Source organism: Acidovorax sp. GW821-FHT10E04 (genome assembly GCF_059415185.1).
On sequence record NZ_JBWKMT010000003.1, the window covers coordinates 43,608 to 56,573 of the forward strand.

At 70.9% G+C, this 12,966-nt stretch carries 12 protein-coding genes; 2 read left to right on the forward strand and 10 right to left on the reverse strand.

Going from position 1 to position 12,966, the window contains the following annotated elements:
* Positions 1 to 60 precede the first annotated feature (60 nt).
* From AC07OC_RS09540 to AC07OC_RS09555, 4 genes are all read right to left on the reverse strand, one after another.
* Positions 61 to 612 (reverse strand): hypothetical protein, encoded by a 552-nt coding sequence (locus AC07OC_RS09540; RefSeq protein ID WP_255591903.1) that lies wholly within the window; start codon positions 610 to 612, stop codon positions 61 to 63.
* A 491-nt stretch (positions 613 to 1,103) separates the two neighbouring features.
* Positions 1,104 to 2,168, reverse strand: coding sequence for a class II fructose-bisphosphate aldolase (fba, locus tag AC07OC_RS09545; RefSeq protein WP_218341778.1), 1,065 nt, complete (start codon positions 2,166 to 2,168; stop codon positions 1,104 to 1,106).
* A gap of 80 nt (positions 2,169 to 2,248) precedes the next feature.
* Complete coding sequence (locus AC07OC_RS09550; RefSeq protein ID WP_494601037.1) at positions 2,249 to 3,640, reverse strand: histidine kinase dimerization/phospho-acceptor domain-containing protein; 1,392 nt, start codon at positions 3,638 to 3,640, stop codon at positions 2,249 to 2,251.
* Positions 3,637 to 4,344 carry a response regulator transcription factor gene (locus AC07OC_RS09555; protein ID WP_218297884.1) on the reverse strand — a complete coding sequence of 236 codons (708 nt, stop codon included), beginning with the start codon at positions 4,342 to 4,344 and terminating at the stop codon, positions 3,637 to 3,639. Before AC07OC_RS09555 ends, AC07OC_RS09550 begins: the two co-directional genes overlap by 4 nt.
* 88 nt (positions 4,345 to 4,432) lie before the next feature.
* Here AC07OC_RS09555 and AC07OC_RS09560 point away from each other — a divergent pair, with 88 nt between their 5' ends.
* Positions 4,433 to 5,185 carry a phosphatase PAP2 family protein gene (locus AC07OC_RS09560; protein ID WP_218341776.1) on the forward strand — a complete coding sequence of 251 codons (753 nt, stop codon included), beginning with the start codon at positions 4,433 to 4,435 and terminating at the stop codon, positions 5,183 to 5,185.
* A 45-nt stretch (positions 5,186 to 5,230) separates the two neighbouring features.
* Here the strand turns inward: AC07OC_RS09560 and pyk are convergent, their stop codons facing one another.
* Together pyk and AC07OC_RS09570 are read right to left on the reverse strand one after the other, a co-directional pair.
* Complete coding sequence (pyk, locus tag AC07OC_RS09565) at positions 5,231 to 6,667, reverse strand: pyruvate kinase (RefSeq protein WP_218297886.1); 1,437 nt, start codon at positions 6,665 to 6,667, stop codon at positions 5,231 to 5,233.
* A 79-nt stretch (positions 6,668 to 6,746) separates the two neighbouring features.
* Complete coding sequence (locus AC07OC_RS09570) at positions 6,747 to 8,234, reverse strand: MFS transporter (protein WP_494601040.1); 1,488 nt, start codon at positions 8,232 to 8,234, stop codon at positions 6,747 to 6,749.
* 168 nt (positions 8,235 to 8,402) lie between these two features.
* Here AC07OC_RS09570 and AC07OC_RS09575 point away from each other — a divergent pair, with 168 nt between their 5' ends.
* Positions 8,403 to 9,299, forward strand: a complete 897-nt coding sequence (locus tag AC07OC_RS09575) for a LysR family transcriptional regulator (RefSeq protein ID WP_218341775.1) — start codon at positions 8,403 to 8,405, stop codon at positions 9,297 to 9,299.
* 30 nt (positions 9,300 to 9,329) lie between these two features.
* Here the strand turns inward: AC07OC_RS09575 and AC07OC_RS09580 are convergent, their stop codons facing one another.
* From AC07OC_RS09580 to AC07OC_RS09595, 4 genes are read right to left on the reverse strand one after another with little or no spacing between them, the layout of a single operon-like run.
* The gene (locus AC07OC_RS09580) at positions 9,330 to 10,118 is read right to left on the reverse strand and encodes a CPBP family glutamic-type intramembrane protease (RefSeq protein ID WP_255591901.1); all 789 of its coding nucleotides are present in this window, start codon (positions 10,116 to 10,118) and stop codon (positions 9,330 to 9,332) included.
* 22 nt (positions 10,119 to 10,140) lie between these two features.
* Positions 10,141 to 11,538, reverse strand: a complete 1,398-nt coding sequence (locus AC07OC_RS09585) for an aminopeptidase P N-terminal domain-containing protein (protein WP_218297888.1) — start codon at positions 11,536 to 11,538, stop codon at positions 10,141 to 10,143.
* Entirely contained in the window at positions 11,535 to 12,281 is a 747-nt protein-coding gene (locus AC07OC_RS09590; RefSeq protein ID WP_218341806.1) for a nucleotidyltransferase family protein, read from the reverse strand. The genes AC07OC_RS09585 and AC07OC_RS09590 overlap by 4 nt, the downstream gene beginning before the upstream one ends.
* Before the next feature lie 50 nt (positions 12,282 to 12,331).
* Complete coding sequence (locus AC07OC_RS09595) at positions 12,332 to 12,721, reverse strand: S-adenosylmethionine decarboxylase family protein (protein ID WP_218297889.1); 390 nt, start codon at positions 12,719 to 12,721, stop codon at positions 12,332 to 12,334.
* Positions 12,722 to 12,966: the final 245 nt, after the last annotated feature.

Consider the following 12,966-nt stretch of genomic DNA (forward strand, 5'->3'; position numbering starts at 1 on the left):
AGGTCTCCTCGAGTTTCGTAATCGTTATGCAAGGCCGCCAGGCAGGGGAGGGCCGGCGCGCTAGCGTCTGGAAGGGGGCGCGGGAAATGGGAACGGCGGAATGGCCAGGTGGCCATCCATCATGCCGGCGCTCAGGCGCACGGCCTGGGCCAGGTCATGGGCCCACTGCTGGAGGGGCAGGCCCGCGGTCAGGAATTCTTCGTTGCTGCGCGGCCGGACGCTGAGCAGCCGCTGGTCCACCAGGGCATCCACCGCCACCCAGACACCCGCTTCGGTGACGTAGCGGTAGCCCACATGCGCGTAGGGAGTGCTCAGCGCGATCTGGCGGCTGGCCATCCACTGGACCAGGTCGGGCCGGTTCTTTTCGAGCCACCTGGGGCTGCTGGCCCAAAGCTTGAAGCGCAGGCAATCGGCGCGCACGGGGCTGCCGTCCGCGGGATCCTTGACCACGACGTCCTGTTGCGGCGGGCAGTACCCCACCCCTTGCGGAGACCCACGCAGGTCGCCCGTGCGGTTGGTCTGCACCCGCAGCGCGGCCAGCCATTCACCTTGCGCACCCCGCAGCCCCACCGCACGGGTCTGGAGCGGGGTACGGCCTGCGGGACCGGACATGGCTTCTTCGGAAGTGCCCAGGTCTTGCCACGCCCCCGGCGGCAACACCAGACGGGCCCGGCCGACGGGATATTCGGACTTGGGGGGAACGGTCAGGGGCGCGCACGCCACCGTGAACACCGTCACAGCCAACACAGGCAACAGCCGCCGGAACTTTGAAATTGTCAGAGTCATAGAGAAAGGTTCATACGAATTCGCCTTCAATCATCCCACGGCACCCGAGTCCGTCCATCGACGGCTTCTGCCATGCAACAACCAGCTCGGTGTAGCTGGTGAGAAATGTGTTGAACGCGCCCTGGTATCGGACACTTCTTGCGGCGCTGCCGGTGGGCAAGCTGACCGCGAGCTTACATGAAGAAGATCTTGTCGCTGTCACCTTTGTCTGCTGTAGAGGGAACTCCCCAGTCTCTGCATGCAGACAGGCAAAAAAAAGCCTGGCAGCACAACGCAACCAGGCTGGGCAGCGGCCCCGCAGGGCCTCGTGCCAACGATCAGTTCACCACTTGCGCCAGCGTACCCGCGGCGTACTGGGCCGCCACGGCCTGCAGGCTCAGGCCCTTGATCTTGCTGCCCTGGCCTTCGCAGCCGAACTCCAGGTAACGCTGCTTGCACACCTGCTTGGCGGCCTCGCGGGCGGGCTTGAGCCATTCGCGGGCATCGAACTTGTCGGGGTTCTCGGCCAGGAACTTGCGCACCGCGCCGGTCATGGCCAGGCGGATGTCGGTGTCGATGTTGATCTTGCGCACGCCGAACTTGATGGCTTCCTGGATCTCCTCGACCGGCACCCCGTAGGTTTCCTTCATCTTGCCGCCGTACTGGTTGATGATGGCCAGCAGTTCGGCGGGCACCGACGAGGAGCCATGCATCACCAGGTGGGTGTTGGGAATGCGCTTGTGGATTTCCTTGACCCGGCTGATGGCCAGAATGTCGCCGGTGGGCTTGCGGCTGAACTTGTACGCGCCATGGCTGGTGCCGATGGCGATGGCCAGCGCGTCGAGCTGGGTGGCCTTGACGAACACGGCGGCTTCCTCGGGGTCGGTCAGCATCTGGCTGTGGTCCAGCTTGCCTTCGGCGCCGATGCCGTCTTCCTCGCCAGCCTCGCCGGTTTCCAGGTTGCCCAGGCAGCCCAGCTCGCCTTCGACCGTGACACCCACCTTGTGGGCCATCTCCACGACCTTGCGCGTCACGTCGACGTTGTACTCGAACGATGCCGGCGTCTTGCCGTCTTCCATCAGGGAGCCGTCCATCATGACCGAGCCGAAGCCCAGGTCGATGGCGCCGGCGCACACCTTGGGCGAGGTTCCGTGGTCCTGGTGCATCACCAGGGGGATGTGCGGGAAGGCCTCGACGGCGGCCTGGATCAGGTGCTTGATGAAAGGCTCGCCCGCGTACTTGCGCGCGCCAGCGCTGGCCTGCAGGATGACCGGCGCGCCCACTTCGTCGGCGGCGGCCATCACGGCCTGGACCTGTTCCAGGTTGTTGACGTTGAAGGCAGGGATGCCGTAGCTGTGGGCGGCGGCATGGTCGAGCAGTTCGCGCATCGAAACGAGGGGCATGGTCGTAGGGTCCGTTGAAGGTTGGAGGAAGGCGCTGTCAGCCTGGCAGTGCGGTGGTAACCGCTTGGTAACCCGTGATTTTAACCGGGGGGCGCGGACGGCGGCAGGGGCAAATCCAACCGGAAACAGGTGGTAAAGGGCGCGGAGGCCGGTGCCGCGCCGAACTGGCCGCCGTGGATGTCCGCCACCCGCCGCAGGATCTCGTGGCCCAGATGCAGGCTGTCGGAGGTGCCCCTCGCTCCCCCGGAGGCGGGAGCATCGCCAGGGCGCCGGGCGCCGTCGTCGCACACCTGCAGCCATGCACCCGCCCCGTCAGACGCCCCCACCTGCACCGCGATGTGCGTGCCTTGCGGCGTGTGCTTGAGCGCGTTTTCCACCAGATTGCGCGCGGCGATGTCCAGCAGCAGCACATGCCCGGACACCCAGAGCTCCGGCGGGGCCGACAGCACCATGTCGTCGCCCCGCTGCCATGCCGCCTGCGCGTAGTCGGCGCAGACCTGGCGGGCCACGGCGCACAGGTCCACCGGCGCCTTGGCCTCGTGCAGCTCAGCCCGGCTCGCGCGGGCCAGGGCCAGCAGCTGGTTGAGCACATGGCCGGCCCGCAGGGCATCCTGGCCGATGCGCGCGATGGCCTGCGCCCTGGCACCGGCCTCCAGGTCTCCGGCCAGGGCGCTGGCCTGCAGCGCGATGGAGGACAGCGGCGTGCGCAGCTCGTGGGCGACTTCGTTGGCCAGCCGCCGCTCGCGCACCAGCGCCGCCTGCTGGCGGTCCAGCAAGGTGTTGATGGAGGCGACCACCGACTCGAATTCGCTCCACGCATGGCGCGAGGCCAGGCGCGGCGCGCTGGCGGGGTCGAGGGCGGCCACGTCGGCCGACAGGGCATACAGCGGCCGCAAACCCCGCCACAGGGCCAGGCCCAGCGCGAGCGACACCACGGGAAGCAGCCAGAGGCCGGGCTCGATCATCTGCTCGGCGATGTCCTGCGCGAGTTCATCGCGCTCGCGCAGCTCCAGCAGCACCATGATCTTGCGCATCCGCGCGGCGTCCCATTGCGAGAAGCTGCGCCACACCGTCCCGTCCGGCCCGAGCGCCATGTTGGCGAATCCCTCGACCTCGCCAAAGGCCGGCGCCGGCGCGGTGCCGCTGTGATGGAGCATGCGGCCCTGCGCGTCCCACTGCACGACGCTGAGGGACTGCTGGTAGTCGTGCGACTTGAGCCAGGGCGTGGGGGCGCGCTGGGTGACCTGCGGCCCCTCGGCGGCCTCGGTCGCACGCAGGTTCAGCAGCAGGGCGGCCACGCTGGCCAGGTGCCCGTCGGTCAGTTCGTCCGCCTCGTGCACCCCCGTCTGGTAGCCGATGAACACGAAGCTGCCCCACACCAGCGCCAGCGCTCCAAGGCACCACAGCAGCAGCTGGCGCGTCAGGGACGGCCGGCGAACACGGGCCGCAGAGGCCGCAGGAGAATCACTCATTCCGCGGGCTCCTGGGGCATGAAATAGCCCACGCCGCGCATGGTCTGGATGCACGCGCTGCCCAGCTTGCGGCGCAGGTGGTGGATGTGGACCTCCACCGCGTTGCTCTCGATGGCCGCGTCCCAGCTGTACAGGCGCTCTTCGATCTGCTGGCGCGAGAGCACGCGCCCCCGCGCTTCCAGCAGCACCAGCAGCACCGAAAACTCCCGCGGCGACATCTCCACCGCCTTGCCGCCCTGGTGGACAGTCCGCGCAGCGGGGTCCATTTCGATGTCTGCGTAGCGGATGGTGGGGGACGCCCGGCCGGCGGCCCGGCGCAGCAGGGCCCGCAGGCGCGCGTCCAGCTCATCGATATCGAAGGGCTTGGCCAGGTAGTCGTCGGCGCCCTGGTCCAGCCCCGCGATGCGCTGGTGCACCTGGTCACGGGCGGTGACGATGAGCACGGGGGTGGACGGATCGGGCAGCCCCGGAGCCGCGGCGGCAGCGCCCGGGGCCGGGCTCAGCCGCAGCCGCCGGAGCAATTCGCCGCCGTCTCCGTCGGCCAGCCCCAGGTCCAGCAGCACGGCATCAAAGCGCTCGGCGCGCAGCGCGCTCCACGCACTGGCCACGCCATCGCACACGTCCACCGCGTAGCCGCGCTGGTGCAGGTTGGCACGCAGCCCGCTGGCGATGCCGGCATCGTCTTCGACAACGAGTATTCGCATGCGGCGATTGTCGCCGGGCCCGGCGCCCCCGGACCAGCCGCTGCCCGCCATTAAGGCGGTGTTAAGTGCGGCCTTCTATGGTCCGGGCATGCCATCTTCGCCTTCCCATCCCCATCCCTTCCCGGCCCGCCATCGATTCCTGCTCCTGTGGACACTCGGCCTGCTGGCCGCCGTGGTGGCCTGGGACGCGGGGGGGCAAGACATTCCGCTCGCCCGTGCATTTGGCTCGGCCACGGGATTCCCCCTGCGGGAGCAGTGGTTCTTCGTGCACGTGCTCCATGAAGGCGCACGCCGCCTGGCGTGGCTGCTGGTGCTGCTGCTCGTGGTGGGCGTGTGGTGGCCGCCGCGCGGGGTGCTGCGGCGCATCGATACCGGCGAGCGCCTGCAGATGGCCCTGAGCGCGCTGCTGGCGCTCGCGGTGGTGAGCATCGCCAAGAACCTGAGCGACACGAGCTGCCCCTGGGACCTCGCGGAGTTCGGCGGCGTGGCGCGCTATGCGTCCCACTGGGCGCTGGGCGTGGCCGACGGCGGCGGCGGGCGCTGCTTTCCGGCGGGCCATGCCTCGGCCGGGTTCGCCTTCATCGGCGGCTACTTTGCGCTGCGCCGCAAGGAACCCGCGGCGGCGCGCTGGTGGCTGGCCGCGGCCGTGGCGGCGGGCCTGGTCCTGGGCGGCGCCCAGCAGGTGCGCGGCGCGCACTTCATGAGCCACACGCTCTGGACGGGCTGGCTGTGCTGGGTGTCGGGCTGGCTGTGCGACCTGGGGTTTCAGAAACTGGCGCGGCCCCGCCCCGCCGATACCGGGGAGCAGGACCTGCCAGGGCACGGCGCCCCGTCCCAGTGAAGCCGGGTGCGGGGTGAGACGGCGTCGCCGCTCCGGCGGCCGCGCTCAACTGGCCACGCAGATCTTCAGCATGTTGGTGCCGCCGGGGGCGCCCATGGGCTCGCCGCAGGTGATGGCGTAGACATCGCCCTTTTGCACGATGTTGCGGCTCTTGAGGTGGCGCTCGGCCTGCTCCAGCGCCGTGTCGCGGTCTGCGCTGGTGTCCATGAGCAAGGGGCGCACGTTGCGGTACATGGCCATCTTGCGCTGCGTGGCGACCTTGGGCGTGAGCGCATAGATCGGAATGTCGATGCTGTGCCGGCTCATCCACAGTGCCGTCGCGCCGCTGTCGGTCATGGCCACAATGGCCTTGGCGCCCAGGTGGTGGGCCGTGAACAGCGCGCCCATGGCGATGGACTGGTCGATCCGGCCGAAGGTCTGGCCGGTGAAGTCGGCGTCGAGCTGGTGGTCTTCGGCCGCCTCGGCCGCCGCGCAGATGGTGGCCATTTCTTCCACCGTCTCGAGCGGGTAGCGGCCGGCGGCTGTCTCGGCGCTCAGCATCACGGCGTCGGTGCCGTCCAGCACGGCGTTGGCCACGTCGCTCACCTCGGCGCGCGTGGGCACGGGGTTGGTGATCATGCTTTCCATCATCTGCGTGGCGGTGATCACGACCTTGTCCTGTTCGCGCGCCATGCGGATCATCTTCTTTTGCAAGGCGGGCACGGCCGCGTTGCCCACTTCCACGGCCAGGTCGCCGCGCGCCACCATGATGCCGTCGCTCACGCGCAGGATGGCTTCCAGGTGCGGGATGGCCTCGGCGCGTTCGATCTTGGCGATCAGGCCCGGCTTGTGGCGGTACTCGGACGCGGCCACGTTGCACAACTGGCGCGCCATTTCCATGTCGGTCGCGTTCTTCGGAAAGCTCACCGCCACATAGTCGGCCTGGAAGCTCATGGCCGTGCGGATGTCTTCCATGTCCTTGGCGGTGAGGGCCGGTGCCGTGAGGCCCCCGCCCTTCTTGTTGATGCCCTTGTTGTTGGACAGCTCGCCGCCCACCTTGACGGTGGTGTGCACCTCTTCGCCGCGCACCGCATCCACGGTGAGCACGATCAGCCCGTCGTTGAGCAGCAGCAGGTCGCCCGCCTTCACGTCGCGCGGCAGCTCCTTGTAGTCCAGCCCCACGCCGTCGATGTCGCCCAGCTCCGTGCGCGAGGCGTCGAGCACGAACTTGGCGCCCGATTCCAGTTGCACCTTGCCCTCGGCGAACTTGCCCACGCGGATCTTGGGGCCCTGCAGGTCGGCCATGATGGCCACTTCGCGGCCCGCGCGCTGGGCCGCGGCGCGCACCGTGGCGGCGCGGTCGATGTGGTCCTGCGCCTTGCCGTGGCTGAAGTTCAGCCGCACCACGTTCACCCCCGCGCGGATCATGGCCTCCAGCAGTGCCGGGTCGCTCGATGCGGGGCCCAGGGTGGCAACAATCTTGGTGGCGCGGCGGGTAGGCATGGGCTTGTCTCTTTCTGTGGGTATGTAATCGAATTTCAATTCTCACACGAAGCGGTTACATGCCGATTACCAGCCGCCCTCAGCCGATGCCCGGAGGGCATCCTTGGCGCCTGCGCGCACGGCTGCCCAGCATGAGGGCCATGGCCCCCACCATCAGCAGCGCGGCGGCCATGAACGTGGCCCGCATGCCCGCCACCATGGGCATCCCTGAAGCCCCCACGGCATGCGCCAGCGCCGCGCCCATCGCGAACACGGCCCCCATGGTGGAAGCTCCCGTGATGAGCCCCAGGTTGCGCGACAGGTTGAGCAACCCCGCCACGACACCCCGCGTGCCGGGTTCTGCGTGGGCCATGACCGCGGTGTTGTTGGCCGCCTGGAACAGGGCATAGCCCGCCGTCAAGACCGCCAGCGGGACGACATAGCCCGGCACGCCCCACGCGAGCGGCGCCAGCGCCAGGCCGGCGCACCCGGCGAGCATGGCGGCGAGCCCGGCCAGCCCCATGGAATGCGCGCCCAGCCTGTCCACGGCCCTGCCCGCGGGAAGGCCCACCAGCGCGGACACCAGCGGGCCACACGACATGGCGAGCCCGACCTGCGCGGCACCGAGCCCCAGCGCCCCCGACAGATAGAACGGCCCCACCACCAGCGTCGCCATCACCACCGTGGTCACGAGGGTGGTGGTGGCCAGGCCCGCGCCCAAGCCGGGGAGGCGCAACACCGACAACCGGACCAGGGGCGCGGCCACGCGCGCCTGGGCCCACACGAACAGGCATGCCCCCAGCGCCGCAAGGCACAGCAGCGCCCCGTTCAGCAGGCCCCAGCCGCCACGCCCCATCGTCATGGCCAGCGCGTAGGCCCCCAGCGCGAGGGCCAGCAGCACCGTGCCCAGGGGGTCGAACCCGGGCCTGTCCCCTGCGGCCAGGCGGTCCGCCGGCAGGTGGCGGCGCACCAGCAGCAGGCCCAGGGCGCCCAGCGGCAGGTTGATGAGAAAGATCATCGGCCAGCCGGCCTGGGCGATCAGCACACCGCCCAGCGTCGGCCCCAGGGCCGTGCCCACGGCGGACATGGTGCCCAGCAGGCCCATGGCGCTGCCCGCCCGGTCCTTGGAGACGGTCTCGCCCACGAAGGCCATCGTGAGCGCCATCATCGCGGCCGCGCCCAGCCCCTGCAGCGCCCGGGCGGCGACCAGGAGCCCCAGCGTGGGGGCCGCGGCGCACAGGGCCGAGGCCCCCGTGAACAGGGCCAGCCCCGCCAGCAGCAACCGCCGGCGGCCCACCACGTCGCCCAGCCGGCCCACGCCGACCACGGCCGTGGTGATGGCCAGCAGGTAGGCCAGCACCACCCATTGCACTTCCTGAAAGGGCACGTCCAGCGCCTGCGCCAGCGTGGGCAAGCCGACGTTGACGATGCTGGTGCCCAGCGAGGACAGCAGCATGGACAGCGCAAGGCTCGCCAGCGCCCACCGGCTGTCCGAGGGGCCGGTGGCCTGCGGCCCGCCCGCGGCAGGCTGGGGCGGCAGGGAAAAAGTCGCTTGCGGGGGAATGGCGGTGCGGGTGGGGGGTGTCATGGCGGAGGGTCTCCTCGGGAGGCGATGGTTCGCGGGTGCCCGGTCGGCGCCCCTGGAAAACCAGCCACTCCAGCGTAGCCAGGCACGTGGCCCGGCGGAAGGCGCAGCATTTGCATTCCATACATGCATCAGACGCCATGCCACGGACCGGCGTGCTATGGTCCCGCCATGCTGCGGCCTGATCTCAACCTGCTGGTCACCCTGGATGTGTTGCTTGCGGAGGGCAACGTGGCGCGGGCCGCCGAGCGCCTGCACCTGAGTCCTTCCGCGATGAGCCGGGCGCTCGCCCGGCTGCGCGACACCACCGGCGACCCGCTGCTCGTCAGGGCCGGGCGCGGACTGGTGCCGACGCCACGCGCACTGGAGCTGCGCGACAAGGTCAGCCAGCTCGTGCAGGACACCGAGGCCGTCCTGCGCCCCGCATCGGCGTCCGACCCCGCCCAATGGGCCCGGTCTTTCACGCTGCGCTGCAGCGACGGCTTTGCGGAGAACTTTGGCCCCGGCCTCCTCGCCCGCGTGGGCGAGGCCGCCCCCGGGGTGCAGCTGCGCTTCGTGCAGAAGACCGACAGGCACAGCGCCCCGCTGCGCGATGGAACCGTCGACCTGGAGACCGGCGTGGTGGGCGACGCCATGGGCCCCGAGGTGCGGGCGCAGGCCCTGTTCCGCGACCGCTTCGTGGGGGTCGTGCGCGCGGGGCACCCGCTGTGCGCGGGCGAGATCACGCCGGCCCGCTATGCGGCCGGCAGGCATGTGCTCGTGTCGCGGAAGGGGCGGGACCGGGGGCCCGTGGACGATGCCCTCGCGCCCCTGGGCCTGGCGCGGCAGATCGCCACCGTGGTGGGGGGCTTTTCCACCGCGCTAGCGCTGGCGCGCGGCTCCGACCTGGTTGCCACGGTTCCCGAACACCACACCGGCAACCTGCGCGCCGGCATGTCCAGCTTTGCACTGCCCGTCCCGGTGCCGCAGATCACGGTGTCGCTGCTGTGGCACCCCCGGCTGCAAGCCGATCCCGCGCACCAGTGGCTGCGCGGGCTGGTCCGGGAGGTGTGCGCCGAGCTTCGCTGACGCGCGCCCCCGCACGGCCGCACGCAGCGGTCAGACGAAGGGATGCGACAGGGCGTGCGCCAGCACATGGGCCAGGATGGCGGCCTCCAGCCCATGCCGGGCATAGAGCCATCCCGCCACCAGCCCGAAGGCGGTGTTGCCCACCAGCACGAACGCCACCACGGAGGGGGTGAGCACCCCGGCCATGGCCTGCGCGGCCGGCAGATGCCCCAGCGCAAACAGCAGGGCGCTGGCCACCACGGCGGCCGCCACGATGCCACGGCCCGGCGTGCCCTGGCCGCGCTGCACGAAGCGCCAGCCCAGCCACAGCAGCAGGCTCATCACGCCCCAGCGCACCAGCAGTTCCTCGGAAATCCCGCCATAGAGCAGCTTGACCCCCAGGGATGCGGCACCGGCCGGGTCGGAGGGCCTGAGCGCCTGCGGCGCCACCAGCGAGAGGCCCCACAGCCACAGTGCGCCCGCGAGCCCGCCCACAAGCCCCGGCGCCCACTGGCGCCCGAAGGGCCCGGCCACCGGCTCGCCCTGCAGCCAGGCCGACACGGCAGGCGCCGCCAGCCCCACGCGGGGCGCCAGCGCCACACCCAGTGCCACGCACAGGGCCAGCAGGACCGCGGTCTGCAGGCCGCTGAGCAGCACCATGGCCCACAGCGGCAGCGGCAGCAAGGCCTGGTGGGCGGCCAGGGGCGGGACCAGCGCCCACACCACGGCCACGACGCCCGGCAGGCCCAGCAGCCACAGCGCGGCCCCCAGGCGCCACTTCTGCGCGCGGGGGGAGCGCGTGGCAAGGTGCGCGGGCACGGCGGTATCAGAAGCCATCATGGACCCTGGCCATCCCTCGGCCTCAGCCGCGCATCAGCGCTTCGATCTCGTCGGCCTTCACCGGCACGCCGCGCGTGATCAGCTCGCAGCCCGTCTCGGTGACGATGGCGTCGTCCTCGATGCGGATGCCGATGTGGTGGAACTGCTCGGGCACCCCGTCGGCCGGCCGCACGTAGATGCCGGGCTCGATGGTGAGCACCATGCCCGGGCGCAGCACGCGGCTGGGGCGGTTGGTGATGGTCTCGCCCGACAGCGGGTCCTTGCGCTCGCTCACCGCCCCGACCTCATCGGGTTCCACGTAGCTGCCGCAGTCATGCACGTCCATGCCCAGCCAGTGGCCCGTGCGGTGCATGTAGAACTGGAAGTAGGCGCGCGTGTCGATCACGTCCTGCGCGGTGCCCACCTTGTTCCTGTCGAGCAGGCCCAGGTCCAGCATGCCCTGCGCCAGCACGGCCACGGTGGCGTCGTGCGGGTCGTTGAAGCGCGCGCCGGCCTTGGTGGCCGCCACCGCCGCGTCCTGGCTGGCCAGCACCAGGTCGTACAGCGCGCGCTGCGGCCCGGTGAAGCGGCCGTTGGCCGGGAAGGTGCGGGTGATGTCGCTGGCGTAGCCGTCAAGCTCGCAGCCGGCGTCGATGAGCACCAGCTCGCCGTCGCGCACCGGGGCGGCGTCCGCGCGGTAGTGCAGCACGCAGGCGTTGGCCCCGGCCGCCACGATGGAGCTGTAGGCCGGGTACTGCGAGCCCTCGTCGCGAAACGCGTGCAGCAGCTCGGCATCCAGGTGGTACTCGCGCACGTCCTGGCCGGCGCGCAGCATGCGGGCCGAGCGCTGCATGGCGCGGATGTGCGCCCTGGCGCTGATGTCGCTGGCGCGGCGCATGATGTCCTGCTCGTGCGCGTCCTTGATGAGCCGCATCTCGTCGAGCAGCGTGCACACATCGTTCTGCTCCGCCGGGCACAGCGCGCCGTAGCGCACGCGCGCGCGCACCGCGTTCAGCCACCCTTCCACCCGCGCCGCCAGGCCGCTGTGGATGGCAAACGGGTACCACACGCGGTGGCGGTTCTCCAGCAGGCGGGGCAGCTTGGCGTCCAGCTCGGCGATGGAATGGGCGGCTTGCACGCCCAGCGCCCCGGGCGCCGCAGCAGGGCCCAGCCGGTAGCCGTCCCAGATCTCGCGCTCCAGGTCCTTGGGCTGGCAGAACAGGGTGCTGCACCCGTCCTGCGCGACCACAAGGCATGCCCCCGGCTCGATGAAGCCGGTCAGGTAGTAGAAGTAGCTGTCGTGGCGGAACAGGAAGTCGGTGTCCCGGTTGCGCGGGCGCTCCGGCGCCGTGGGAATGATGGCGATGCCCCCCGCGCCCAGCTGGGCAGCAAGCCGCGCGCGGCGTTGGGCGTAGATGGAGGCAGGCACGGTGGTGTTCATGGACGGGCAGCAGAGAGAGAATTGAGTTCAGCCAGGCGCTCGGGGGTCCCCACATCGGTCCAGCGTCCGGTGTAGAGCTGTGCGCTGACCCGGCCATTGTCCATCGCGCGGCGAAGCAGCGGCGCCAGCGGGGCTTTGATGCCATCCGGGTTGCCGGCCGGAATGTCGCACCAGGGCGCCGCGAACAGCCCGGCGCGCAGCAGGGCGATGGTGCTGTAGGTGTAGCGCGGCGCGGGGTCGTCGGCGGGCAGGTTCAGTGCCAACCCGTCCGCCGACAGCCCGAAGTCGCCGCGCAGGTTGTGGGCCGGGTTGGGCACCAGCCACAGGTGGGCCAGGTGGCCGCTGGCCTCGAAGGCCGACACGGCGGCGCTGCCGAACACGAAGTCGGGCGCAAACACATCGCCCGCCGCCAGCCAGAACACGGGGCCCAACCGGGGCAGGGCGCGGGCGATGCCGCCGGCGGTTTCCAGTGCGCCGCCAAAGTCCACGCCTTCGTGCGAGTATGAAATGGATAGCTGCTTGCGCTTGTCCACCCGGCGCTGGAGGCCAAAAACATCGGAAAAGTGGTGGCTGATCTGTCCACCCAGCCATGCGGTGTTGATCACCACCTGCTCCACACCCGCTTCCTGCAGCGCCGCCAGGTGCCACTGCAGCAGCGGCTGGCCCTGCACCTGCAGCAGGGGTTTGGGGATGGTGTCGGTCAGCGGACGCATGCGCTCGCCACGGCCTGCGGCCAGCAGCATGGCGGGGACCTGCCCCCCGGTGGCGGCGGCCGGCGCCGCGGCACCCGCGCTCACGCCACGGCCTCCTGCAGGGCGCCCCGCTGCAGCGCGTGGCGCTGCACGGCCGTGGGTGCGAACAGGGCCACGAGCGCCTCCAGGAGCGCGCGCGCCTTGCCCGAATGGTCCGCACCGAAGTTGCACACATAGACGTCGAGCGTGACGGCCTGCTGTTCGGGCCAGGTGTGCACGCACAGGTGCGACTCGGCCAGCAGCACGGTGGCGGTCACCCCGCCAGGTCCGTGGGCGGTGGCGGGAAATCCGTGGAACAGCTGGCCCACGGGCTGCAGCCCGGCGGCGCGCACGGCGTCGCCGCAGGCCTGGCCCAGGGCGGCGGCATCGAGCAGCCACACGGGGGCGCAGCGGCAGCCATGGAGATCGGCGGTGAGGTGCAGTCCTTGCATGGCCCGCACTGTAGTGCATCACGGGGGCGGGCGGCGCCGGGCTTTCGGGCCCGCATCGCGGCCGGGCTGGCGCCACCCCGGCCGGTCCCGGCGGTCCAGCGCCCAGACGGTGGTCGCGCGCGCGGCGCCACGGACTATCCCGCCGGGGTAGGGCGATGCGCCGGGCGCTCGGGTAGCCTGCGCGGCCCATGACAGCCCCTGCCCCGCAACCCCGGCCCGGCCACCCGAAGCCGCTTGTGCCAACT